This window comes from Pseudoalteromonas sp. NZS11_1 (assembly GCF_015864275.1).
Lineage (GTDB): Bacteria > Pseudomonadota > Gammaproteobacteria > Enterobacterales > Alteromonadaceae > Pseudoalteromonas > Pseudoalteromonas arctica.
Window position 1 is genome coordinate 17,979 of sequence record NZ_JADYXK010000011.1, and the last position, 25,111, is coordinate 43,089.

At 39.8% G+C, this 25,111-nt stretch carries 25 protein-coding genes; 13 read left to right on the forward strand and 12 right to left on the reverse strand.

Annotation, left to right across the window (positions count from 1 at the left end):
• Positions 1–149 precede the first annotated feature (149 nt).
• From I6F44_RS09765 to I6F44_RS09775, 3 genes are all read right to left on the reverse strand, one after another.
• On the reverse strand, positions 150–1,583 hold the full coding sequence (locus I6F44_RS09765; RefSeq protein ID WP_197112734.1) for a tetratricopeptide repeat-containing sulfotransferase family protein: 1,434 nt from the start codon (positions 1,581–1,583) through the stop codon (positions 150–152).
• Positions 1,584–1,673: 90 nt separating this feature from the next.
• Positions 1,674–4,256 (reverse strand): TonB-dependent receptor plug domain-containing protein, encoded by a 2,583-nt coding sequence (locus I6F44_RS09770; RefSeq protein WP_169045158.1) that lies wholly within the window; start codon positions 4,254–4,256, stop codon positions 1,674–1,676.
• A 310-nt stretch (positions 4,257–4,566) separates the two neighbouring features.
• Positions 4,567–4,737, reverse strand: a complete 171-nt coding sequence (locus tag I6F44_RS09775) for an oxidoreductase-like domain-containing protein (RefSeq protein ID WP_010553991.1) — start codon at positions 4,735–4,737, stop codon at positions 4,567–4,569.
• 112 nt (positions 4,738–4,849) lie between these two features.
• Between I6F44_RS09775 and I6F44_RS09780 the strand changes: the two genes are divergently transcribed.
• Positions 4,850–5,272 (forward strand): hypothetical protein, encoded by a 423-nt coding sequence (locus I6F44_RS09780; RefSeq protein ID WP_024600540.1) that lies wholly within the window; start codon positions 4,850–4,852, stop codon positions 5,270–5,272.
• Between the two features lie 87 nt (positions 5,273–5,359).
• Positions 5,360–6,724 carry a leucyl aminopeptidase family protein gene (locus I6F44_RS09785; RefSeq protein WP_197173700.1) on the forward strand — a complete coding sequence of 455 codons (1,365 nt, stop codon included), beginning with the start codon at positions 5,360–5,362 and terminating at the stop codon, positions 6,722–6,724.
• Positions 6,725–6,762: 38 nt separating this feature from the next.
• Here the strand turns inward: I6F44_RS09785 and gloA2 are convergent, their stop codons facing one another.
• On the reverse strand, positions 6,763–7,149 hold the full coding sequence (gloA2, locus tag I6F44_RS09790) for an SMU1112c/YaeR family gloxylase I-like metalloprotein (RefSeq protein WP_039488460.1): 387 nt from the start codon (positions 7,147–7,149) through the stop codon (positions 6,763–6,765).
• Between the two features lie 70 nt (positions 7,150–7,219).
• Positions 7,220–8,299, reverse strand: coding sequence for a ketoacyl-ACP synthase III (locus tag I6F44_RS09795; RefSeq protein ID WP_197153068.1), 1,080 nt, complete (start codon positions 8,297–8,299; stop codon positions 7,220–7,222).
• A gap of 153 nt (positions 8,300–8,452) precedes the next feature.
• Here I6F44_RS09795 and I6F44_RS09800 point away from each other — a divergent pair, with 153 nt between their 5' ends.
• From I6F44_RS09800 to I6F44_RS09835, 8 genes are all read left to right on the forward strand, one after another.
• Positions 8,453–9,760 carry a metal-dependent hydrolase family protein gene (locus tag I6F44_RS09800; protein WP_197173701.1) on the forward strand — a complete coding sequence of 436 codons (1,308 nt, stop codon included), beginning with the start codon at positions 8,453–8,455 and terminating at the stop codon, positions 9,758–9,760.
• 8 nt (positions 9,761–9,768) lie between these two features.
• Positions 9,769–10,173: a nuclear transport factor 2 family protein gene (locus I6F44_RS09805; protein ID WP_101216128.1), complete on the forward strand. Its 405-nt coding sequence runs from the start codon at positions 9,769–9,771 to the stop codon at positions 10,171–10,173.
• 61 nt (positions 10,174–10,234) lie between these two features.
• A complete protein-coding gene (locus I6F44_RS09810; RefSeq protein WP_197173702.1) occupies positions 10,235–11,476 on the forward strand; it encodes a sensor histidine kinase in 1,242 nt (413 codons plus the stop codon).
• Positions 11,473–12,000 carry a response regulator transcription factor gene (locus tag I6F44_RS09815; protein WP_165735898.1) on the forward strand — a complete coding sequence of 176 codons (528 nt, stop codon included), beginning with the start codon at positions 11,473–11,475 and terminating at the stop codon, positions 11,998–12,000. Before I6F44_RS09810 ends, I6F44_RS09815 begins: the two co-directional genes overlap by 4 nt.
• Positions 12,001–12,027: 27 nt before the next feature.
• Entirely contained in the window at positions 12,028–12,450 is a 423-nt protein-coding gene (locus tag I6F44_RS09820) for a thiol-disulfide oxidoreductase DCC family protein (protein ID WP_024607801.1), read from the forward strand.
• A gap of 90 nt (positions 12,451–12,540) precedes the next feature.
• Entirely contained in the window at positions 12,541–12,864 is a 324-nt protein-coding gene (locus I6F44_RS09825; RefSeq protein WP_197173703.1) for a DUF3592 domain-containing protein, read from the forward strand.
• 320 nt (positions 12,865–13,184) lie between these two features.
• Positions 13,185–13,607, forward strand: a complete 423-nt coding sequence (locus I6F44_RS09830; RefSeq protein WP_024607799.1) for a hypothetical protein — start codon at positions 13,185–13,187, stop codon at positions 13,605–13,607.
• Between the two features lie 120 nt (positions 13,608–13,727).
• A complete protein-coding gene (locus tag I6F44_RS09835) occupies positions 13,728–14,006 on the forward strand; it encodes a peptidylprolyl isomerase (RefSeq protein ID WP_197173704.1) in 279 nt (92 codons plus the stop codon).
• 73 nt (positions 14,007–14,079) lie between these two features.
• Here I6F44_RS09835 and I6F44_RS09840 read toward each other — a convergent pair whose 3' ends face one another.
• The 6 genes from I6F44_RS09840 to I6F44_RS09865 form a co-directional block, all read right to left on the reverse strand.
• Positions 14,080–14,427 carry an energy transducer TonB gene (locus I6F44_RS09840; protein WP_121953603.1) on the reverse strand — a complete coding sequence of 116 codons (348 nt, stop codon included), beginning with the start codon at positions 14,425–14,427 and terminating at the stop codon, positions 14,080–14,082.
• Between the two features lie 167 nt (positions 14,428–14,594).
• Positions 14,595–15,254 (reverse strand): DsbA family oxidoreductase, encoded by a 660-nt coding sequence (locus I6F44_RS09845; RefSeq protein WP_008134379.1) that lies wholly within the window; start codon positions 15,252–15,254, stop codon positions 14,595–14,597.
• Positions 15,255–15,368: 114 nt separating this feature from the next.
• Positions 15,369–16,589: a M24 family metallopeptidase gene (locus I6F44_RS09850; protein WP_197173705.1), complete on the reverse strand. Its 1,221-nt coding sequence runs from the start codon at positions 16,587–16,589 to the stop codon at positions 15,369–15,371.
• Positions 16,590–16,690: 101 nt separating this feature from the next.
• Entirely contained in the window at positions 16,691–17,299 is a 609-nt protein-coding gene (locus I6F44_RS09855; RefSeq protein WP_024605704.1) for a flavin reductase family protein, read from the reverse strand.
• 9 nt (positions 17,300–17,308) lie between these two features.
• A complete protein-coding gene (locus I6F44_RS09860; protein WP_197173706.1) occupies positions 17,309–18,031 on the reverse strand; it encodes an SDR family NAD(P)-dependent oxidoreductase in 723 nt (240 codons plus the stop codon).
• Positions 18,028–18,426, reverse strand: a complete 399-nt coding sequence (locus I6F44_RS09865) for a thiol-disulfide oxidoreductase DCC family protein (RefSeq protein WP_010553974.1) — start codon at positions 18,424–18,426, stop codon at positions 18,028–18,030. The genes I6F44_RS09860 and I6F44_RS09865 overlap by 4 nt, the downstream gene beginning before the upstream one ends.
• A gap of 120 nt (positions 18,427–18,546) precedes the next feature.
• Here I6F44_RS09865 and ppc point away from each other — a divergent pair, with 120 nt between their 5' ends.
• Entirely contained in the window at positions 18,547–21,192 is a 2,646-nt protein-coding gene (gene ppc / locus I6F44_RS09870; protein WP_007582382.1) for a phosphoenolpyruvate carboxylase, read from the forward strand.
• A gap of 425 nt (positions 21,193–21,617) precedes the next feature.
• Complete coding sequence (gene cdd / locus I6F44_RS09875; protein ID WP_169060827.1) at positions 21,618–22,544, forward strand: cytidine deaminase; 927 nt, start codon at positions 21,618–21,620, stop codon at positions 22,542–22,544.
• A gap of 186 nt (positions 22,545–22,730) precedes the next feature.
• On the opposite strand, the gene udp is transcribed toward cdd, so the two are convergent.
• Complete coding sequence (udp, locus tag I6F44_RS09880) at positions 22,731–23,486, reverse strand: uridine phosphorylase (RefSeq protein WP_007582384.1); 756 nt, start codon at positions 23,484–23,486, stop codon at positions 22,731–22,733.
• Between the two features lie 454 nt (positions 23,487–23,940).
• Between udp and I6F44_RS09885 the strand changes: the two genes are divergently transcribed.
• Positions 23,941–25,050 (forward strand): arginase family protein, encoded by a 1,110-nt coding sequence (locus I6F44_RS09885; RefSeq protein ID WP_007582386.1) that lies wholly within the window; start codon positions 23,941–23,943, stop codon positions 25,048–25,050.
• Positions 25,051–25,111 lie beyond the last annotated feature (61 nt).

Consider the following 25,111-nt stretch of genomic DNA (forward strand, 5'->3'; position numbering starts at 1 on the left):
AGGGTTGAACCCAAAAGGCAGCGCATGTTTGGTCTTTATGCTACGTTATCGCCTATTTATGGGGAATGACCACACTTCATAGGCTCTGCCTTGTCTAAAAACCAAACAGCCTACTGCAAATTTAACCTCGAAAGATAAACAGGCCCTAATTAATTCTCATCAAGTAACTTTAAAAGAGGTGTTTTGTAACGCTCCCACTTAGCGATTGCGGCGTTATTAATAGGTTGGCGAATAGCATGTTTACTCAACGTGGTTACCGGTGTTTTTTGTTTATAAAACGCTAAGCAGCGCTCTTCAAAATGACAGTTTAAAAAACCAAGTAACTGCGTTAGCTGCTCTTTTGGGTTACTCACTAAATCTTCGTAACTGACATCATAAATTGGCATACCTTTAAAGGAGTGCCAATGGCTCATCAGTTTTTCATACACACTATGGTAAAGCTTAAACTCAGGTAGTGAGCAAAAATAAGGCTCGTTTTCAGCAAAGTAATTAGTGAAAATAGAAAACGCTGTAGCATTAAAATTACGACTTAAGTTTATAAATTTGGCATTTGGAAATAGGATATATATTAGTCCGAGCGACTGATAATTACTCGGCAGTTTATTTATTATAAAAGGTCTGATGGGCGATGCTGTTTTTAATGTTGTGATATAAAGCTCGCGGGCTTTTTTGATTAAGTCAGGCGTTAAATGCGCTAAACATTGCGGGTAAGCAACTCCCGTTTTTTGCTCGATAAAAGCAACCGCGTTATTACTAATACTCGTACTTTCTCCTAGGCTCGAAAACTGACTATGGCTTGCCAACATTTGCTCCAGGAGGGTAGAGCCACTACGAGGCATACCAATAATAAATACAGGTGTAATATTACCTGTAAATTTTTTATCGGCAGAGGCAATAAATTCCTCGGTGTTGTATTTTATTATTTCATCGTAAAAAGGGATTAAATCTTTAGTGTTAAATTCACTTAATTTTTTTTGTAATTTATTCGCCAATATAAAGTAATTAAATGCTTGCTCGGTATCTTCAAGTGCATCGTAACTGTTTGCTAATGCGTAGTAACACACCATTTTTAAACGTAAATTGCTCGTTTGAGTTAATAAGTGGTGTAAATTACTTACATAATTATGCTCTTTATTAAAGCGGCCTAACTGTACAAGTTCAAATAAAATATAGGCTGTTACTGGGTAGGTGCCAATACTGAGAGCTTGGGCAAACGTTGTATGGGCTTTATCTAATTCGCCATATGTTAAGTAGTGTTGGGCTAGGTAGTAGTGGGGTTCTGGGTTATGACTCGCTAACTTTTTTGCATATTCGAGAACAGTTAACGCATCGTTTGGCGAATTAACACCGTTAAATGCATCAGCAAGGGCATGTAATGGTTCAAGCATATGAGGCATGCGCTCACACGCTTTTTGGAGTAAGTACACGGCAGCGTCATAACGCTCTAGTCGTAGGGCAATTCTGCCTAAGCCAAATAAAGCTTCACCATTTTCGGGATTACTATTTAAAATCGCTTTAAAATGGAACTCGGCTTCTTTGAGTTTATTCTCTTGAAATAATTGGTTGGCTTTATTAAGTAACATAGTTAGACATTATTATTATTTTTATTAACTATAAAATTAAAAAGGCGAAATGTCTTTAACATTTCGCCTTTGGTTCTTCATGAAAATAGTTTAGAAAGTATATGTTGCTTTAGCGTAGTAAAAGCCACCGTTAATACCAAACGGAGATGTCTCGTAGAACTGACCACCCCAGTTATTGTTAGGCGTATCAATTCTATCAGCAAAATCTAGCTTTTCAGCGTCTTGGTCAAATATGTTTTGAGCGCCTACAGAGAAGCTAACTGATTCATTTAAGAAGTAAGTTACTTCAGCATCAATAGTGACTGCAGCATCAGCTGTTTTAGCTGTTGCATCATAATCAACGTGAACACCTTGGTATTCGCCGTAGTAGTTTGCACGAGCAAATGCAGAAACTGATTCCCACTGTTGAGACAATGTGAACGTTGCACGATGATTAGGTAAGTCTTCTTCTAAGCGCTTAACTTTAAACGCACCTGTAATCTCACTAAATTGAGTTACTTCAGTATCATTCCAGTTATAAGCAAGGCTAAACGTAGAGCTTCCGCCCATTAGTTCAGCAGTATAGTTTGCAACTAAATCGATACCTTGTGTTGTTGTATCAAAGTCATTTGTAAAAAAGCTTACTTGAGCAAGACCTTGTACATTAGGAACTCCAGCCGCTGCAAGTGTATCTTTATCTGCTTGGCTTAAGTTGATTTTATCTGATTGGCTAATACGGTCATCTACCTGGATGTTGTAGTAATCAAGCGTTAAAAATAACTCGCCGATTGTGTATACAGCACCAAGCGTATAGCTTTGCGATTCTTCCGGCTCAAGCTCTGTACCACCTAATTGCACTGCAATTGGGTTTGTTGGTGGAAGAAGCGCTGAGTCTTGTAATACGCCGCTGTCTAAGCTTGTTTGTACGTTACTTACGTTAGCTTGACCAACTGTAGGTGCACGGAAACCGCTACTTACAGAGCCACGAATATTTAAATCTTCAGTTAAATGGTATTGAGCCATTACTTTGTAGTTAGTTGTAGTACCAAAGCTGTCGTAGTCTTCAAATCGAAGTGCTACGCCCATTAAGAAATCTTCAGTAAATGGTGCTTCAACATCAACATATGCTGCATAGTTACGACGAGAAAACTCACCTGCTTGTGATGGTTTAAAACCAGGGAAGCCGTTAGAGCCAATACCAAAACCTTGTTCTGTTAAAGGGCCTGCTGTGTAAGATTCTTCATCACCAGAAATGATAGTGAATGTTTCTTCATGCCATTCAAAACCACCGGCAATGTTTACATCATAAGCTAAACCAAAGTCGACACCCTTTGATAAATCAAAGTTAAAGTTTTTCTCTAGTTGCTCATATTTACCTGGGCTGAAATCACGTGGTGTATCTGCACCTAAAGAGGCATTAACCGTATCGTAAATAAAGTAACGTGATTCATTTAAACCCACAGTACCGCTTAAGTCATAGTAAGTATCTTTTAAGAAACCACCAGTGAATCGCCCTTTAGTACCGATAGTTAAAGAAGTATCAGTAATGTTGCCGCCAAAGTTAGGTGTAAAACCACCTGGAAGCGATTCGTTAAATGCAAAACAATCTGGATTGTTCGCTACACCATTTATGTAAGCTGGATCATCTAGTACGTTGCCATCTGTTATTGCAATAGTAGGACAGTTAGCGCTCATATCAGGTGTTAAATCTGCAACAAGCAGAGTTTCGCCACCATCATTTGAATAAACACCAGAACGCGTTTGAGGGTTACGGTAGTAAAAGCCACCACGTACATCACGTTCAGAGTAATTACCAAACATGTAAAATTCAGAATCGTTCGTTAGCTCTAAACCCACGTTACCAAAAATTGTAATATCGTCATCAACTTCTGGTGCGCCCCATACTTGTGCGAGCGAAGATACATCTGGAACACCGGCAGCTGAAAGTGCTGCGGCATCGGCACGTTGAACCGAGCGGCTTGTTGCATCAGCTGTTTTGTACTGAAAACTTAAATTAGCAAAGCCATTGTCGGTAAACGGTAAACCCACGTTACCCGACACTTGTGTTGTATCGCCATCACCTTCATAAAATTGACCATGGCGGATTTCTAATTTACCGCCTTCTGAAGCGTCTTTTAACTGGAAGTTCATTACACCGGCAATTGCATCAGAACCATACTGTGCTGCTGCGCCATCACGAAGTACTTCTACTTGTTTAATAGCAATGCTTGGAATAACTGAAATATCTGCGCCTTGCGCGCCATCGTTAATACCACCGCCTAAAAATGCAATTACAGAAGCACGATGACGACGTTTGCCGTTTAAAAGAACCAATGTGCTGTCTGATGGTAAACCACGTAAGTTAGCTGGGCGAACAAGAGAGGCCGCATCGCTAATAGGATTTTGATGTACGTTAAAAGATGGCACTGCACCTTTTAATAGCTCAAGCATGTCGGTATTGCCTGATCTTTCTAATTCTTCGCCACCAATAATATCAATTGGCACTGGTGAGTCACCGATTGAACGTGGAGCTGAGCGCGTACCTACTACGGCAATTTTCTCTACGTTTTTGTTTACTTTAGTTTGTTGTTGCTCGTCTGCTGCAATAGCAGAACCCGAAAAAAACAACCCTGCAGTGGTTGTAGCTAAAGCAAATTTGATTGCTTGGTTTAGCGCATTATTTTTTAATTTCATTCTAATTTTCCCCAGTTAGAATAATTCTTATTTTTGATGCTAATTTCACATCATTTATTTTTAACTTAATTTTTTGTTTCACATAAGTTTGAGGGTTTAGCTCAAAAGCCTAATCAATTAAGCTTACTTTTTGTGAAGTCCTATTTACAGACTATAGGTAAAAAACGGGAAGGGCAATTACTAATTAACCATTTGATAACAAAAAGATTCAATTTAAGAAAAAATGCAACAATGGTGCAAAGTAAAGCTAAAATGAACTAAATAAGTGCAAATAGGGTTGTTGAGAGGAAAATTAATGCGTTATCAGTATTTAAATGTTATTTATTTGTTTCTTTTTGGTGGGGTTTTCAATGTTTTGTGCGCATCGCCAAGTTGCTAATTTCTCTTTATATTCATCCCACACGCAGGGGCAGCAACTGCCACCACCACAACATTCATCAGATTTTGGTTTTTCAGGTTTTTGCGGTAGTTGGTTTGTCATATTCAGTGTTGTTGTATGTATTTAATACTAATTTGGTGCAAAGGATAAGTTAAAGGATGTTGTAAGTAAATTATTCTTTGTGAACCCGTGCTGCTGTGTGAAAATAAAAGTTATGCGATTATATAAAGTTATTCACCGTGCACCTTGGCGGGTAGTTAAAATTAGTAAGAAACGCCAACAGCTGCGTTTTCGCCGTGCTATGGTGGCGCTTAAAATTGCACTTGCGCAAGAAAAACAAGAAACCAAAGAAATGCTCTCTATTTATAGGCGCTATACCCAAGGCCAAACAAGTAAAGAGGAGTTAAAACGCGCTAATGAACAGTTTGTTGATATTCTAAAAGGGCTAGGGCTCGGTGTGTTTGCTGTATTACCTTTTGCCCCGCTTACAATTCCTTTAGTTGTTAAATTAGGGAGTTTAGTGGGAGTTGATGTACTGCCAAGCTCGTTTAATATAAACAAATCTATTAAAGAACTTGATGCTAAAATAGATCAAGAAAATCAAAAGCAAGAATCCAAAAACAGCTTAAAAAAGTAGCTAAAATCCCTTCAAATTAGCGATACCTTTTAGGTGCGCTTATTGATATGCTCTTAAGTACCATTTTTATATTATATGAGCTTTTTAATGAGTGCATTACTACGTCATACATCTTCTGGTATTCCTTTATCTTTTATTCTTAAAAACGAATTATCTGACTGGCAAGCACAGCAGCCTGCATTTATACAAAATTGGTTAACTAATACAGGTTTCGAAAAGCAAGGTGTTGCTTTAATCCCTGATGCTAAAACGGGCGAGTTAAGCCAGGTATTTTGTTTAATGCAAAGTAGCGATGATTTTTGGGCTGCGGGTAATTTAGCAAATACACTTCCTACTGGTACTTATCAAATTCAAGGCGAGAGCGCTTTTGTAGAGCAAGTTGCTTTAGGGTTTGTGCTTGGTGGTTACGAATTTAGTGAATATAAAGAAAAACCAACAGCAAAAGCGCAATTAGCCATTAGCGATAAAGCGTTGTTTGACCGTATTAGGCAACAAGCTGATGCCATTACACTTGCACGTGATTTAGTTAATACGCCAGCGGTAGATATGATGCCGCAACATTTATCGCAAGTAATGGAAGATTTAGCTGCAACTTACAATGGCGAATTTTCACAGTGGATTGGCGATGAGCTACTAGAGCAAAACTACCCGACTATTCACATGGTGGGTCGTGCAAGCGAAAATAAACCGCGTTTACTCGATTTAAAATGGGGCGCAACAGATGCTCCATTAATTACACTAGTAGGTAAGGGCGTATGTTTTGACTCAGGTGGACTTGATTTAAAACCAAGTTCTGGCATGCGTAACATGAAAAAAGACATGGGCGGCGCGGCGCACGTAATTGCACTAGCACAGCTTATTATGGCAGCTAACTTACCAATTAGATTACGAGTGCTTGTACCCGCTGTTGAAAATGCAGTATCGCGCAATGCATTTCGCCCTGGCGATGTTGTTAAAACACGCAAAGGCATTATGGTCGAAATTGATAATACAGACGCAGAAGGGCGCTTAGTATTGTGTGATGCATTAAGCGAAGCACAAAACGATAATCCTGAGCTAATTATTGATTTTGCTACCCTCACGGGTGCATGTCGTGTTGCACTGGGCACGGAGCTTCCGGGCTTTTTCTCAACAGAGCGCGATGTAGCAAACGGTATTATTGATGCAGGTTTAAGTGTACATGATCCTGTTTGGCAACTTCCGTTGTTTGAGCAATACAAAAACTTACTAAAAAGTGATGTAGCCGATATGGCAAACTGTGCAAGTACACCGTTTGGTGGTGCTATTACTGCAGCGCTTTACTTAAAAGAATTTGTTGAGCCAACAACACCGTGGGTACACTTTGATGTAATGGCGTGGAACTTACGTGCATTACCAGGTCGTCCAACGGGTGGTGAAGCATTAGGTATTCGTGCAGTGTTTAACTACTTACAAAATCGTTTTAATAAGTAAGTTTTTGATTCAATAGTAAGAACTTGAGCTTATGAGTTTTAAACCTCATAAAGCTCAAGTGGCAAGTTATCTGGATCGGCAAAAAAGGTAAACTTTTTGCCGGTTATTTCATCCACTCTAATATCTTCAACGTTTACATCGCACGACTCTAAATACGTTTTTGCAATCTGTACATCCGCTACCTTAAAAGCTAAATGTCTTAAGCCTTGTGCTTCGGGATAGCTTGGTCTTGCGGGCGATCCATCAAACGAAAATAGCTCTATTTGGCTACCATCGGGCATGGCTAAATCTAACTTATATGAATTACGATCAGCTCTAAAGTGCTCATTAATAACGTTAAGTTTAAGTACATTGCTATAAAAGTGTTTAGAGCGTGCATAGTCACTACAAATAATAGCAGCGTGGTGAATACCTAAAAGTTTCAAATTTAATTCCTTAAAAAGCAAAAACGCACTTAATTAAGTGCGTTTTATATGTGACTTATTACATGTTGTGTTAGCTGGGCTGCGCTTCTTTACATGCTTTAACGGCCGGTGCTACAAGTTCTAAACCGGTTTTATTACATGGCGGTAAAGCGGCATCGCTTACACTAATAGGCGTTACGCGTTCGCCCCATTTTATGTAACTTGCAGCCCAGGTAAGGCCTGCACCAAATGCAGCAGACATAATGTTTGAATGCGGTTTAATTAACCCTTGCTCAACGGCTTCACATAACGCAATAGCAATCGTAGCAGCAGAGGTATTACCATACTCACCAATGTTAACCATTACTTTTTCGTCAGGTACTTTTAAGCGATGCTGAATAGCCTGAATAATACGTAAGTTAGCTTGGTGTGGAACGAGTACATTAATGTCATCAAGGCTCAAATCGGCTTGTTTAAGTACATCGTCGCACGCTTCGCTCATGCCTTTAACAGCACGTTTGAAAATTTCACGACCTTCAAATAATAAATCAGATGGACCAATTGGCTCATATTTATTTAAATCACTACCAAAGTTAGTGATGTGTAAAATATCGCGGTCTTCACTGTCACAACCAGTTTTGGTTGCTAGTAAACCAGCTGGCGTATCTGCCGCTTCAAGTACTACTGCACCTGCGCCATCGCCAAATAAAACAGCGCTATCGCGACGTGCCCAGTTTACGTACCAGGTCATACGCTCAGCGGCAATGACCACTGCTTTTTTGATCATACCCGCTTGAATTTGTGCTGTAGCAGCTTGCAATGCATATAAAAAGCCCGAACATGCCGCGTTTGTATCCATTGCGGCAGCGCCTGTTGCACCAATGTTTTTTTGCACTTGTGAGGCGGTATTTGCCACAACAGTAGAAGGTGTACAGGTTGCTAATATTACTAAATCAATATCTTTAGGATCAACGCCTGCGCACGCAATAGCATGCTTAGCTGCAACGGTTGCCAGCTCGGCGGTACTTACATGGCTCACTCGGCGAGATTTAATGCCTGTACGCGAGGTTATCCACTCGTCGGTGGTATCAACTATTTCACTAATTTCATCGTTGCTAATGCTTGCTGGTGGAATGCATTTACCCCAACCAGTGATATGTGCGTAAGGCATAGTATGTTCTCTTAAGGTGGTCTGACATGTATTACTAATGGGTGAGTTATACCAAAAAACGGCTTTCAAGACTAGTTTATAGCATGCTTTGTGTCGTAAATATTCGCAATTACAGGTTATTTAAGGTAATGCTAGTATAAAAAAGGAGCAAGTATGAAAACAACACTAATAACAACATTCACTGCAATAACGCTGGCATTAATAGCAAATGGGGCTTTTGCTCAACAGCATAAAATTATTTATGCGGGCAGTTTACTTGCATCCGAGGCTCAAAAAGTAAAAACAGAGCAAACGTTAGTCATAACAGATAATACAATAACAGCCATTAAAAACGGCTACCTCACAAAAGCAGAACTTAACCTACCTGATGCCGATATTATAAATCTTAAAAATCAATTTGTAATGCCTGGTCTTATTGATATGCATGTTCACGTTACGTTTGAGCGAGATGCTAAAGCAAACCCTCACCGCTGGGCAACTGAATATGATGCCGATTATGCTTTGCGCTCAATTAAATATTTACAACGTACGCTCGATGCGGGTTTTACATCAGTGCGAGATTTAGGTAGCGATCACAAAGTTATATTTCCGCTAAAACGTGCTATTGAGCGAAATGATATTAACGGCCCTCGCATTTTTGCAGCGGGTAATACAATATCGCCTACCGGTGGGCACGCAGATATGCACGGTTATCGAAAAGATATTACAGATGCGGTTACAGGCGGGATTGGTATATGTAATGGCGCGGATGATTGTAGCCGTGCGGTACGCGAGGTAATTAAAAGTGGAGCTGATGTAATTAAAATTACTGCCACGGGTGGAGTACTAAGTAATACCGCTGCTGGTGTTAACCAACAACTTACAGATGCAGAGCTGATTGCAATTGTTGATACTGCTCATCACTTGGGGCGTAAAGTTACAGCGCATGCACACGGTACACAAGGTATAAAAGCGGCCTTAAAAGCCGGTGTAGATTCTATTGAGCATGGCTCTTATTTAGATAAAGAGGCAATAAAGTTATTTAAAAAAACGGGAGCTTATTTAGTACCGACGCTTTTAGCGGGTGCAACGGTAAGTGAAGAGGTGCTTACAAACCTAAATATGCCACCGGCAATAGCCGACAAAGTGCGTGAAGTGACTCCAAAAATGCAGGCTTCGTTTAAACTTGCACTGAAAAACAAGGTTAATATAGCTTTTGGAACAGACTCTGGGGTGTCGCGTCATGGGCTCAATGCTAACGAATTTAGTTTAATGGTAAACAATGGTATGAGCGAAGCCCAAGCTATTAAATCAGCAACCATACATGCAGCTAAACTGCTGGGACAAAGCGCACTCATTGGCGACTTGAGTGTTGGTAAACAAGCAGATATTATCAGTGTGAATGGCTCACCGCTTAAAAATATCGACGTACTTAAAAACGTGCAATTTGTTATGAAAGCCGGGCAAGTTTATAAACAATAGGGAAGGTTATGAGCAGCAAAATAAAAGTGTCGTTGTTTAATCATTTGATTGACGCTGAGCGCCAGTTACTAGACCCAGAAGTTCGCCAATCTGAGCGCGCATTAGATGCTTTACTCGATGATGAATTTATCGAAATTGCTGCCAACGGCACTACATTTAATAAATACCAAGTACTTACCCGCTTACCTACCGAGGTTGTGCCACAGTTTTATAATCAGCATTTTAAGGGCCGAATGCTAAGTGATGACGTAGTGCAACTTAGTTATCAGGCAGCTTATAGGCGCTCTGCTCGCAGTGAATTTAATTATTCATTGCGTATGTCGCTTTGGCGCCAAACTAACGGGCAATGGAAAATGGTGTTTCACCAAGGAACGCCTTGTGCACCGTTTTCAATTTCGATGGATGATGATTAAAAATCATATAACCGTTAAAATAACCTTATTAAACATTTGATTGGGCAATCACCTCTTGTTAATGCGTACCGACCCCACCATTAGTCGACTATTAATGCTGCGAAGCGGCGCTATTGCGGTGCAATTAATCGCGGTGCTTAGCGTTTATTTTTTACTAGAACATCAAATCGCATTACTGCCATTACTGATTGTTATTGCCGTTGAGGCTGTGTTTCAGCTTATTAGCCTGTTTGCCTATCGTAATGTAAGCCGCGCTAAACCTTTGGGTATGTTGATGCAGTTAACCGCTGATGTATTATTTTTAACGGTTTTGCTCTCTCTAAGCGGTGGTGCAACCAATGCATTTGTATCACTGTTATTGCTCCCAATAATGATCGCTGCTGTTACTTTGCGTGAAAAGGGATTGGCATACATCGCGGTATTAGCCATTGCCGCATATAGCTTTTTACTGATTAAGATGCCCGATCACAGCATGCATCAAATGAATATGAGTGGTCACTTTATTGGTATGTGGGTTAATTTTGTTTTAAGTGCTAGCGTAATCGCATTAGTGATTGGCGCAATGAGCAGGGCACTTAAAGAGCGAGAGCGTATTATTGCTAACGTGCGTGAAAAACAATTACGTAATGAACAGCTTGTTACCCTTGATGGGGCCGCTGCACAAATAACCCATCAACTAGCGACCCCAATTGCAAATTTACAGTTACTGTTTGAAGAGTTATTAGAGGATCAACCAAACAATCCTATTGTTAAGCACATGCAAGCGCCGCTTACTCAGTGTAGTACGCAACTTAACGACTTTAGAAAGCTCTCGGAGCAGTTACGCCTTAAAAATTCACAAGAACATGTGACGGTAAAGCAACTGCAAACACAAATTATAGACACACTTTTATTGCAATACCCTGATCAGCAAATTAAATGGATTACGCCACCAATTGCGGCAACATTATTGAGTGATGCGATGTTATTGCCCGCTATTTTAAATTTATTGCAAAACGCCGCGCTTGCTAATCAAAAACAAGGTCAAACTCAATTAGAGCTGAGTTGGCAGCAAGATAACTTACATAGCGAATGCGTTTACTTGTTAATTCGTGATTTTGGCTGTGGCTTTTCGTCATCTCAGTTAGCAGAGTTGGGCGGGCAACTTATGCCAAGCGATCAAGGAATGGGGCTTGCTGTGCTTTTATCAAACGTTACTTTTGAGCGTTTAAATGGCTCGCTTACCTTGTTTAACCATGCAGATGGCGGCGCTGTCGCCAAAGTTAAACTCGCTATTGCAAACACTGAGAATAACGCCTCATGAAGTTACTTATAATTGAAGACGACATAAATTTAGCCAGCACACTGGCAAGGCGCTTAACTAAACAAGGCTTTATCTGCGAGGTGGCGCATAACCAAAGTGATGCGTTACTTACCGCGCGTAAACTATTGCCCGACTTTATTTTATTAGACATGAAACTAGGTGACGATAACGGACTTGTACTCATAAAGCCGCTGCGTAGTTTGCTCACTCAGGCTCATATTGTTTTACTAACTGGGTTTGCAAGTATAGCAACCGCAGTAGAGGCAATGCGTTTAGGCGCAAACGACTACCTTACTAAACCGGTTGATATGGCAACATTATTAAAAGCGCTTAACACCGAGCCTGTGGCATCGGCATCGAGTGTTATTGATGATGCGGTTATGTCGCCAGAGCGTTTAGAGTGGGAGCATATTCAACAAGTATTACACAGTAATAATGGCAATGTGTCGGTTACCGCAAGGCAACTTAATATGCACAGACGTACTTTGCAGCGCAAGTTACAAAAAAAGCCGGTGCAGCAGTAATTTAGTACTTAATTTAAGGAAAGTGTTATGAGCGATGATGCAGTGACAATAATGCAAAATCAAAAAATTATATTATTTGATGCGCAATGTAAGCTTTGCAGCGCGTGGTGTAACTTTATTATTGCTCACGATAAAAATACTATTTTTAGATTATGCAGCGTGCAATCTCCAAAAGGGGAACTGTTGTTAACACACTTTGGTTTTTCAACAATTGAATATGCCTCAATGGTTTACCTAGAAAACGGTAAAGCGTATACGCAAAGCCATGCTTTTTTTAACGTTGTTAAGCAGCTAGGTTACCCATACAAACTAGCAACTGTATTTAGTATTTTGCCAAATAGGTTTAATAATTGGTTATACGATAGGGTTGCTTTAAACCGCTATACCTTATTTGGAAAATATCAGTATTGCAGAGTACCAAACCCAGAGGACGCAAAACATTACTTATAATTGATCGCAGGTAAAGAAATTTACTATCGTATTGAATTATTGTCTCCATAAACAAATATATTGCGCAGTCCCAAAAAATCAGGTGTTGATATGTTTAATAAAAGTAGAGTTTTTTTTGTTGTAATGCTTTTAACTTCACTCGCTTGGAGTGCTTATTTAGTACCCGTTGTTTCAGAAGGTCTGACTACGAAAAGTTGGCCTATGGTTGAGGGTACTGTTATTTCTAGTAATGGACTACGTATACAACATAACCAAGAGCGCTATATTATAGAGGTTGAATACTCTTATATGGTTGATGAAAAGCTATTTTTTGGAAATCGAGTATCAAACGTCAACTCTATGCTTGATAGAGCGGAGCGAGATTTACAAATTAACAAATATCAAACGAGGGATAAAGTTAATGTTTTTTTATAACCCTCAGGAGCCTAGTAAATCCTACCTAATGGTTGGTGTAGGCTACGGTATTTATCTTTTGTTGTTTGTGTGTATAGCTATGGTATTTTTCTCAGCTGTGAATTTAAGAACGTTATTAAAAAACTGATTTTAAAAAGGCTCTTAGCAGAAGCAGAAAACTAATTGGGTTAGGTTTTTCTTCTTGCCTTTGGTTGATTACTGCTAATCTTGAGGTTTTAATTTATACAAATTAATAGGTTATAAGATGTTTTGGCCTCATAGTTTAAAGTGTGCGGATGCGTTATAGAGCAATCCTCCCGGAAAGTTAATAGAATCCAAATATGAAAAAATTTATATCTATGTCTAGATTGTTAATTTTAATAGTTGTGCTCTTTTCTGTAAAAGCATTTCCCTTACAGGAAAATATAGAATGTAAAAAAGTATCATGGGGTCAACTGTTTAAGAATCAAAATGATTTGGTTGGAACTAAAGTGTGCTTAGTTGGACATTATGGGCACCTTAGTTTTTATGAAGATCGTGCAGCTCTAGAAAAAATGTCAAAGCAATACTTAGTATTCCCATTTTACGGTGATGTAACTGAGGGGTTTGTTAAGCGTTGTAGCAATAGAATGCTTTTAGTGGAGGGCGTAATTTCCAGCCATGAAAAAAGTAAAGCACCACGAATTAGAAAAGTAACTAGGTTAAGCCCACTCTCGGACCCTGAATACAGCTGCTTAGATCAAATATCAGGTTTCGTGAATTAAAGTGTACTATTAAGTGTTGCCAATTATTAGATTGGTTAGCTATAAGTAGATGCTAGGTTTAGGTGGCTGTGCTAAAATCGCCGCGTTTAATTTTAGCTAACGGTATAAAAGGCTTTTTTCATGGGAAACACAGCACATGCACTTCACATTTTGGTTAAGCACAAAGAAATTGCAGAAGATATTATTAAGCAATTGGGTAAAGGTGCAAAGTTTCAAACCTTAGCTAAAAAGTATTCATCATGCCCATCGGGTAAAAAAGGCGGGGATTTAGGTGAATTTGGACGCGGGCAAATGGTCCCACAGTTTGACAAAATTGCATTTAAAGGTGCAATTTTAGAACCCCACCTAGTTAAAACAAAATTCGGCTGGCATGTTATTAAAGTGCTTTATCGTACTTAGTTTACTTTTAAGTAAGAAGTAACCTTCGCTATATAGAAAAAGGCTGCAATGTGCAGCCTGTTTTAGTTAGTTATTATTTTGCTAAATTAAAATCTATAGTCATTTCTAAATTCTCATCAACTACCGCAATACCATTAACTACTTTAGGTGCGTAACGCCATTTAGAAAGAGAGCGAATCGCTGCTTTATCAAAAATTTTCACAGGCTCAGCTTTAATCACTTTAATATTAACTGGCTTACCAGATGCATTTACATCAAAAGACATTGTCACACTACCTTCAATTTTTTCACGGACACTTTTAATTGGATACTCTGGAGGGCTGGGCATTATTAGCGTAGAGTTAGGGTTATCAGGTAGAGGTGTTGTCGAACATGCGGTTAAAAGAAACAGTGAAGTTAATGTTGTAATTATATATTTCATTATAAATCCCTTTATAGGTATTGTTATCGATTTGTTAAATGTAGTTTCTATAATGACACCAAAAGAGATCTAAGGTAAATAACAACTTTGTATTATTTTTGAACTGATAAATATACAAGAAAGGCTGCAATGTGCAGCCTTTCTTAATTTTAAACTTTATTTGTATATTAAGCGTCTTGCTTGGCTTCTTCTTCACTAATTTGTTTAAGTGCTTGAATGAATGAGTCGCTTGGTTGTCCGCCAGTGAGTGCATATTTATCGTTTATGATAAATGTAGGTACTGACGTAATACCCATCTGTTTAAAGTTGTCTTGCTCTTGGCGTACGTCTTGTACGTATTTGTCTGAATGTAGAATACCGCGCGCAGTTTCTTTATCAAGACCCACTTTTTCAACAACGTCGAGCAACGCTTCTTCTTGATTTAAGTATTTTAAATCTGTGAAGTGCGCTTCAAAAAAGGCGAGTTTTAACTCGGTTTGCTTACCTTCTTCACGTGCCCACATTAATAAACGATGCAAATCAAAGCTGTTGATCATGATGCGTTTGCCATCAAAATTAAAGGTAAACCCAGCACGCTGACCGGCTTCGAACATGTTTTTACGATTTTCGTCGCCTTGTTCTTCACTTAGGTTGTACTTTTGCATTAAGTGTTCGTTTAAGTCTTGACCTTCAATTGGCATATCTGGATTTAGTTCAAAAGGATGCCACGTAATATCTGCGCTCATTTCGTCTTTAAGTTGCTCTAGTGCAGTTTCTAGGTTTTTATAACCCACTACACACCAAGGGCACATTACGTCTGAAACGATATCAATTTTAAAGTTTTTCATATTTATCCTTTTGAGGATTGCTTTGGTATAACAGGGGATATTGGGATGAACTGCACTTTATCAATACCAAACTAAAAAGAGCAACTAAACAGCTGCTCTTGAAGGAATTCAGTTTTAAGCGTTAAGCCCAAATGGGTCGTCAATACTATAACTTGGTTGTGTAAACCAATGAGGGCCGTTGTCGGTCATGTAAAAATGATCTTCTAAACGTACGCCAAATTCATCAGGTATAACTAACATTGGCTCGTTACTAAAGCACATGCCTGGGGCAAGTGGGGTTTTATCACCGCCAACTAAGTATGGCCATTCATGAATGTCTAGCCCAATGCCGTGGCCCGTTCGATGCGGGCAACCCGGTGTTTGGTACTGCGGACCTAGCCCTTGCGCCGCTAAATAAGTACGTGCGCCAGCGTCTACGTCTTCGCACGTAGCACCGATTTTAGCTGCATTAAATGCCGCCATTTGCGCTGCTTTTTCATGATCCCAAAACATGCGTTGGCGCATTGTTGGTTCGCCAAATACATAGGTACGGGTAATATCAGATAGGTAATCGTGTACTTTACAGCCGGTATCAATTAATACCATATCGCCTTTTTTAAGTACTTGGGCGTCTTTAACACCGTGCGGAAAAGACGTTGCAATACCAAATAAAACAATACAAAAATAGTTACCTGGCGCGCCTACTTTTTGATGTGCTTGCTTAATAAAGGCTTCTACTTCGGTGGTGGTTATTCCCTCATAAAGCATGCTTGCTGTGGCTTGATGTACGGCTAAGGTCATATCCATCGCGCGCTGCATTAAGCTAAGCTCGTGAATTGATTTATGCATACGGCAATGCGCCGTTACAGGTTGTGCGTTTATGAGTGTTAAACCCGTTTGCGCTTTATTAATGCCGTCGAATATAAAAAACTGCGCGCTTTCATCAATGCCAATGGTTGCGTTTTCATTAATGTTTAGTTTTTTTAGTACTTCAACAAAAAGTGCATAAGGATTTTCGTGCTCTTGCCACCCATGAATAGGCCCCTCTATTACTTTAAACCCGTTTAGTGAACCAATTTCGAAATAAGGCGCAATGTATTGTACTTCACCAAGGGCCGGTAGTATTGCGCCAACCATACGCTCGCTCGCGTACCATTTCATACCTGTAAAGTAGGTTAGGTTGGTGCCAGCGTTTAAATAAATTGCATCTATGTTGTTTGCAAGCATATAAGCTTGCGCTTTGGCTATGCGCTCTAAATGTTCGTCAGCTGCAATAGGGGTTAGCGTTTGCGTCATATTACTTAGGCTTGCCAACGCTTGTTCGCTCGATTGTGTACCAATACCGATGGTAGTCATGTTTTTCTCCTTGGATTTTTAGCTAGTGTGATTAATACCAAGGTAAAATTCAATGTTATGCGATAAGAGGCTAATAGTTTATAGCCTCTTAAAAGGTCATATTATTTTTTAGCGTAAGGTAAACGCGTGAGTTTATTACTTGTGTGGTAGCTATCAAGCCCGGTTACTGCGACTGTTTCTATTGCTTGTAAATCTAGGAAACCATCGCTTTGCAGCGCGGCTTTATCAACAAAAACATCCATAATTTCGCCAATAACGAGCTCAGTCCCATTGATGGCTAAATGTTGGTTTTCTACAAATTTAACCGAGTACTTTAAGCGGCTTTCTTTTACAAAAGGCGCTGCAAAGTCGTTTAAGTATTCAGGCGTTAACCCTGTAGCATCAAACTCAGACTCGTCTTTATCGTAACGAGCTGAAGTTTGATGAGCTTGTTTGTAAATTGACTTATTTACTTGGTTAATGGTGTAAGTGCCCGTTTGTAAAATGTTTTCAAATGTATGACGCGGCACACTATGAGGGCGCATAATCATGGCGACTAAAGGTGGGTTAGCGCCAAGGTGAATAACCGAGCTTACAATCGACAAGTTGGTATTGCCGAGTAAGTCTTGCGTGCCAATTAAATTAGCGCTTTTAAAACCCGAAAGAGAATTAATTAAATGTGTACGGGTATGTTTTTCAAGTGCGTCTATACGCGCTTTAGTAAAATGCATTAAAAATCCTTACCACGGTATGGTTGAGCCTTGCCAGTCTAGATAAGTAGGCTCACCGTTTAGTTTTAAATCAGGGTTATTGTTTGTTAATTCAAATAGTTGCTTGGCTACAAATTCAGGCGTAAATAATTTGCCTTCAGCTACATTTTTTTGAAAGGGCTTTGAAAGTGCTGTATCGGTAGTGCCAGGGTGAAACAAAATGAGTTTGGTATTTTTAGCACGACGAGCAAGCTCTATGGCAGCGGTTTTAAATAGCATGTTAAGCGCCGCTTTAGATGCGCGGTAAGTATACCAACCGCCTAATTTATTGTCGTTTATGCTGCCTACGCGCGCACTGAGTGCTGTAATAGTACACTGCGTTTTGTGGGTTAACAGCGGCAATACGCTCTGTAAGCAAAGTAGGGGAGTTAGGGCGTTTGAATTTAGAAGTTGGCTAAAATACTCAGCGTCTAAATCCTCCAGCTTTTTTTCAGGCATATGGGTTTCGTTGTGCAGTGTACCATTGAATATAATAACTTGTTGTATATCGGCATTTTGCTCTTTTAGGTAATTAGTAACGCGCGCTAAACTTTTTTTTGTGTAGTCAGTATGCAGGTGGACAACACTTGAGCCAGACTCAATACTTTTTGAACTAATGCAAACGATCTGATGAGTAGGCGTGTTTATTTGTAGATGTTCTATATATGCATTTGCTATGGCACTGCTTGCGCCGAATAAAACAATAGTTTTCATTTATCACCTTTTGCTTTTAGTCCACATTGGCCATTACTGCACTGAGTATTTGGCATTAAAAAGCGACTGATGGGGTGCCGATACTTAGCAAATAATAGGTATCCGCAGTCAGCGAAAAAGCGAATTATTGGCAAGCGAAAAATTTTCAACCAGCTGTGTTTACCCACTATTTTCCATGCTTCGTAAGTTACATCAAGCCCATAAATCATTTCACCTGATTGCTTTTGAGCTTGAAGGTAGTTCATTGCTTTGTCTTTATCAATATACGGGTAGCGCTCACTGAAGTCGCTCGCGTTAAGATCTTCAAGCGTAATTAAGTTTTTGTTATCAGCGTGTTTTAGTTGCTGCATCTCGGTGCTACAAAGAGGGCAGTTACCATCGTAAAAAATGATCATGTGAATGCTTTGTGATTATTTTATATATATTTTTTTACGACAAGACATTGCAAATGGATCTATTAAATATCTCTTCATAATGATATTAATAGTGTCCTACGAAAAAATGGAGACTGATAAATGAGTGAACAATACGCCGCCTTGCGAGGTAATGTAAATTTACTAGGGCAACTACTAGGACAAACAATCAAAGATGCCCAAGGTCAAGCGATTTTAGATAAAGTGGAAGAAATTCGTGCTTTATCAAAATCATCTCGCAGTGGTAACGAAGACGACAGACAAGCGCTAATAGATGTTTTACATGCGCTTAGTGATGAAGAGCTTTTACCGGTTGCCCGTTCATTTAATCATTTTTTAAACCTTGCTAATGTAGCAGAGCAATTTCATACCGTTTCGCGTTTTAATGACGTTGGCCTTGGTCAACAAAACCCTCTCACTCAAACATTAAAAACGTTAGCTACAAAAGCAGAACAAGGCCAGTTAGACAGTAATCATTTGGCCGAAACACTCTCAAAACTCCACATAAACTTAGTATTGACCGCTCACCCAACCGAGGTTACGCGCCGTACTATTATTAATAAACACGTTGAACTAAGTGATTGCTTAGCGTCATTAGAGCGAAAAGATAACTTAGTGCAAGAGCGGGACAATATTTTAAATCGTATTGAACAGCTGATTAGCCAAGCTTGGCATACCGACGATATTCGTCGCTCTCGCCCAACACCAGTTGATGAAGCCAAATGGGGCTATGCAGTAATAGAAAATAGCCTTTGGCATGCGGTTCCGCGCTTTTTACGTGAATTTTCAGCGAATGTTAAAGACCAGTTGAGCTTAGAGTTACCAATAGATTACAGCCCAATTGAGTTTACATCGTGGATGGGTGGAGACCGTGATGGTAATCCGTTTGTAACCTCGCAGGTAACAAAAGAAGTGCTTGATCATGGTCGTTGGATGGCACTTAACTTATACATTCAAGATTTAAAAACGTTGTGCGCTGAACTCTCTATGTCAGATGCCAGTGATGAGCTTGTTGAGCTTGCAGGGCAAGAGTTTGAACCATATAGAGCGGTAATCAAAAAGCTTAAAAACCAAGTTGCAGAAACAGTGGCGCACTTAGGTGCTAAAATTAAAAATAAGCGCAGCGATTCACAAGACTTAATTACTAATATTAATCAGCTTAAACACCCAGTTGAAGTGTGCTATCGCTCGTTATTAAAGTGTAATATGAAAGTAGTTGCGGATGGCTTATTACTTGATTTACTGCACCGTATAAATAGCTTTGGTTTGCGTTTAGCTAAACTTGATGTGCGCCAAGATTCGTCTCGCCACGGCGATGTGTTTTCAGAACTGACGCGTTACTTAGGTTTAGGCGACTACAACCAATGGCAAGAGCAAGACAAACAAGCATTTTTACTTGCAGAGCTTAACTCACGCAGACCGCTTATTCCAAAGCATTGGCAACCAAGCCCTGATGTACAAGAAGTACTTGATACCTTTGATGTAATTGCCAAGCAAGACGAAGCAACATTTGGTTTGTATATTATTTCGATGGCGCGAACAGCGTCAGACATTTTAGCAGTACAACTATTGCTAAAAGAAAGCGGCTGTAGCTTTGATTTACCAGTGGCACCGTTGTTTGAAACACTCGACGATTTAAACGCAGGCAGTGATGTAATTACCACATTGCTTGATAATGTTTGGTATCGCGGGCACATTAAAAACACCCAAAACGTAATGATTGGTTACTCTGATTCAGCTAAAGATGCTGGCATGATGGCAGCAGGTTGGGCGCAGTACGAAGCAATGGATAAGCTAGTACAGCTTGCTGATGCACGTGGTATTGAGCTTGTTTTATTCCACGGACGTGGTGGTACAGTAGGACGTGGTGGTGCACCCGCTGCACAAGCGCTGCATTCACAACCGCCTGGCTCATTAAAAGGTGGCTTGCGTGTAACCGAGCAAGGCGAGATGATTCGCTTTAAATTTGGTTTACCCGATGTAGCACTGCAAAGCTTAAATATTTACGCTGGCGCAGTTCTGCAAAGTAACTTATTACCGCCACCGGAGCCAAAACCGCAGTGGCGCGAAGTAATGAAGCTAATAAGTGAGGAGTCGTGTGAACACTACCGTAATGTAGTTCGCCATGATGAAAACTTTGTACCTTACTTTAGAATGGCAACACCTGAGCTTGAACTGTCTAAGTTGCCGCTTGGCTCGCGTCCTGCAAAACGTAATCCTAATGGCGGCGTTGAAAGCCTGCGTGCTATTCCATGGATTTTTGCGTGGAGCCAAAACCGTTTAATGCTTCCTGCATGGCTAGGTGCGTTAACAGGCTTAAAAGCTGCGCTTAATAAGTACGGCGCTGAAACTCTAAACGAAATGAGCTTACAGTGGCCGTTCTTTAGATCGCGCCTAGAAATGCTAGAAATGGTATTTAGTAAAGCCGATTGTTGGTTGAGTGAGCATTATGATAATGCGCTGGTGGAAGATATGTACAAACCACTGGGTGTAACACTTCGTAAAGAGCTTCAAGAAGCCATTAGCTTGGTGCAATCACTTAGCCCGCAAAAAAGCCTACTAGCCGAACAACCTTGGATTAAGGAGTCGATTAGTTTACGTAACCCGTACACCGATCCACTTAACTTACTACAGGTTGAGCTTTTACGCCGTGCTCGCTCAGAGGAAAAACGCAACGAAGGTGACATTGATAATGCATTAATGATCACGATGACAGGTATTGCAGCAGGTATGCGTAATACCGGCTAACATATTATTTTGTTAGGTATACCAATTAATTATTTTGTTGGGTATATCAGTTAAAATTAAAGGGAGCACGCGATGTGCTCCCTTTTTTTGCGTTTAATAACCTAGGGCCTGTTTATCTTTCGAGGTTAAATTTGCAGCAGTGTATTTGGTATTTAGGCAAGGCAGAGCCTATGTAGTGTGGTTATTCCCCATAAATAGGCGATAACGCAGCATAAATACCAAACACGCGCTGCCCAAAGGTTCGTCCTAGGGACGATTAACTCTTTGTTGCTCGGTTTTTACTTAGCCCACTAGGTTACAAACCTCGCGCCACGATTAAATCGTCCCTAGTTAGAACAAATTTTAATCCTGAAAGGTCAACAGGCCCTAGCAATTAGCGGCTTAACCTTTTAAACTACTTAGCCATTGAATAATTAAAAAATGTTATGGCTTCAGCAACTTTTACTGTACAGCAAGATACAGCACTTACAAATTCGCACATCACATTAAACGTAGCGCAAACAGCGTCATTACGTAGTCAATTAAAATCACAACATGGCATATTAAATTCTAATAATATTAAAGCGTTATGCGCGCAACTCAATGTGTCTGATGATGCATTATTACAAGGTTTAGTACCTTTGGCTTCTGAGTATGCTGTAGCGCCGATATCAGATTTTCATGTAGGCGCAATTGTTAAAGCACTTGATGAAAACGATGAGGTAAACTTTTACTTTGGTGCAAATGTAGAGTTTGATCATCAAGCATTGAGTTTAGTGGTTCATGCAGAGCAATCGGCTATAAATAACGCATGGTTAAACGGCGCTAAAAAAATAGTTAAAATAGCGATTAGCGATGCACCGTGTGGGTATTGTCGTCAGTTTATGAACGAACTCGCTGATGCGAAAGAGTTTGATATTTTATTGCCAGAGCAACACTTTAAATTGGCAGAATTACTGCCGCACTCGTTTGGGCCGACTGATTTAGGTAACGCGTTTAGCTTGTTTAATCCAGAGCCTCACCAGCAAGTATTTGCAAATGATCAACTAGATGAAAAACTAGCAAGTACAGCATTAAACGCATACGTACCCTATAGTAAAAACTTTAGTGCAGTAAAAATTAGTACATTTGAAAATGGTGATTTTTACGGAAGTTACGCAGAAAACGCAGCGTACAGCCCAAGCTTGTCGCCACTGCAAAGTGCACTTAGCCAATTATTTATCGCAGGGCTTAGCTTTAACGAAAGTACAGTAAAATCAATTACACTTTTAGAAACCGCAGGCCATGAAAACCAAGCGGGTGTAGCACGTGCTGTACTTGCAAGTTTTAAAAATCTACCGGCAATAGAAGTAATTAGCGCTCAGCTAAAATAACCTCTTAAAAACAATAAAGCACAGGCAGAGCTGTGCTTTATTAAAATGTGCCATTCTATCGAATTAAATAACTCACTAACTGCGTTAAAAATTATTCATATAAGACAACTATACTTCATAATTTTTGCCTTGTTACTGAGCCATTTTCTTATCGTTATAATAGCCCATTAATTAATAGAACTTATATTAATCAAGTAATACTTTTGCCGCTTCTAATACTACCGCTACAGATTTACGCTCAATTTCACCATGGTCAACATTTGGTATTTCTTGGCGAGTACGATTAACAAGTACGCCGGCAACACATGCTGCTTGTAAACCAAGGGCTGCACACATAGTAAATAATGTTGCTGATTCCATTTCGTAGTTCATCACGCCCAGTTTTTGCCACTCTTCGCAGCTACCTTGTAGTGATTTAGGAACGTAACCAGAATGCGTATCGTAACGCTCTTGTCCTGGATAAAATGTATCGCTTGATGCAGTAATACCAATATGAAAATCGATATTTAAGTTTTTACATGCTTGTACCATAGCTTGTGTTGCATAAAAGTCAGACACAGCAGGGTAGCTAAGAGGAGCAAAATGCTGGCTTGCACCGTCTAAACGTACAGACGCTTGGCTAATTAAAATTTCGCCTTCGTTGATATGTGGCTGAATCGCACCTGTTGTACCAATACGTAAAAATTTACGCACGCCAAGTTGTGCTAATTCTTCTACTGCAATCGACGTAGATGGACCACCAATACCCGTAGAACAAACAACCACCGAATGGCCGTTTAGTTGACCTAAGTAAACATGAAACTCACGAGTTTGAGCAAGGCAGGTTGGGTTGTCTAGGAATTGTGAAATGCGTGCAGCACGATCTGGATCGCCCGGTACAATCGCAAGTTTTGCACCTTTAAGATCGTCAATACATAGTCCTAAGTGAAATACCTTTTCCATAGCTAAGCCTTTTTATAATAAATTGTGTCAATTTAGCATCATTCCTAGAAACGTTTATCAAGTACAGGACGATTGTCCGTTTTATCTTAACTCCTCCAATTAAGTCTTAATAATTTTAAGGACTAATTTGATTTATTCATCAACTATGAATATTCAATCAAGTGCTTATACAAGTAGCCTTGTTGTGCTGTTGACATGTTCGAGCAGACATAATAAGTATCAACCAAGCGCGTAACTACAATTAAATAGTTTATGGTAAATATTCATTAATATTAAATTAATTCAATGGCTTAAATTTGTATTAAGCACGTAAAAGCTAACGTGTTTATTTATATTAGGCACAGACTTATTTAGCAAAGTGGAATTTATTTGAAGTTTAGGCACTTTTGGTGATTTTGCATAACTAATCAAAAGTAATTAGCTACGTACAGAATAAAAATCGAAGGAGTTTATTATGAGCACACAATTTGAAGCATTTAAAAACAAAGTTGAGCACTGTTTGTGCGCACCTGGTGATGGCGTATACACAGTAAATACTGCAAAAGAGCGCAAAGCCGCACTGCGTAATAAACTTTATGGACAAACTGAAAACGTTGATAATTTGTGGCGCGAGTCTTTAAATGAATTACCAAATTCTCCACATAAAGCCGTTATGTTAGGTATTAGCTCAGACTGTGGCGGTGGTATTTTACGCGGTGCAAACTGGGGGCCACTGTTTGTGCGCTCAGCTTTAATTGATCAGCAACCGCAGTGTCACTCGTTTGATTTAGGCGATGTACGTGTAATCCCACATTTACTTCATGATAAATACCTAAATGATGCAACCATTTCTAATTGCCAAAAAGCCCTATACGGTAATGAAGATAACGACTACTACGTAAGCCCCTTATCAATCACTGAGGATGTATGCGACAGTTTTTACGCAACATTTAAAGATAAAGGGATATTTGGTATTGGTGGCGATCACTCAATTAGTTACCCACTTACCAAAGCCTACTTAAAAGCAAAACGTGAGCAAGGTAAGCGTACCGCTATTATTCACTTTGACGCGCATACCGATTTACTTGTTGAGCGCCTAGGCATAGATTTATGTTTTGGCTCGTGGTGTACGCATATTTTAGAGTTTTTACCGGCGCCACATCATTTAATACAATTTGGTATACGCTCAAGTGGTAAGCCTAAAGCACACTGGGAAAGTACCTTTGGCGTTAAGCAACATTGGGCACATGAAATCATTGAGCGCGGCGCAGCAGCGGTTGCTGCCGACGCTATTGCACAGTTAAAAGCTGATAACGTTGATGAAGTATACGTAAGCTTTGATATTGATGCGCTTGATGCAGAGTTTGCATCTGCCACAGGTACGCCAGAACATAATGGTTTAACACCACAGCATGCGCTTGATATTTTATCAGCCATTGCGGATGAGTTTCCGATTACGGGTGCGGATATGATGGAAATAGCGCCATTTACCGACAGCTCTTTAGTGGGCCAATCAAGCTCTGAAACGACACTTAGAGAAGGCGCTAAAATTTCAGCCTTTTTAATTAGTGCGATGAACAAGTAAGCTGTATGAGCTATAAATACTAGTACTATCAGCGTATAAGTGTGCATTACATGACTAAAAA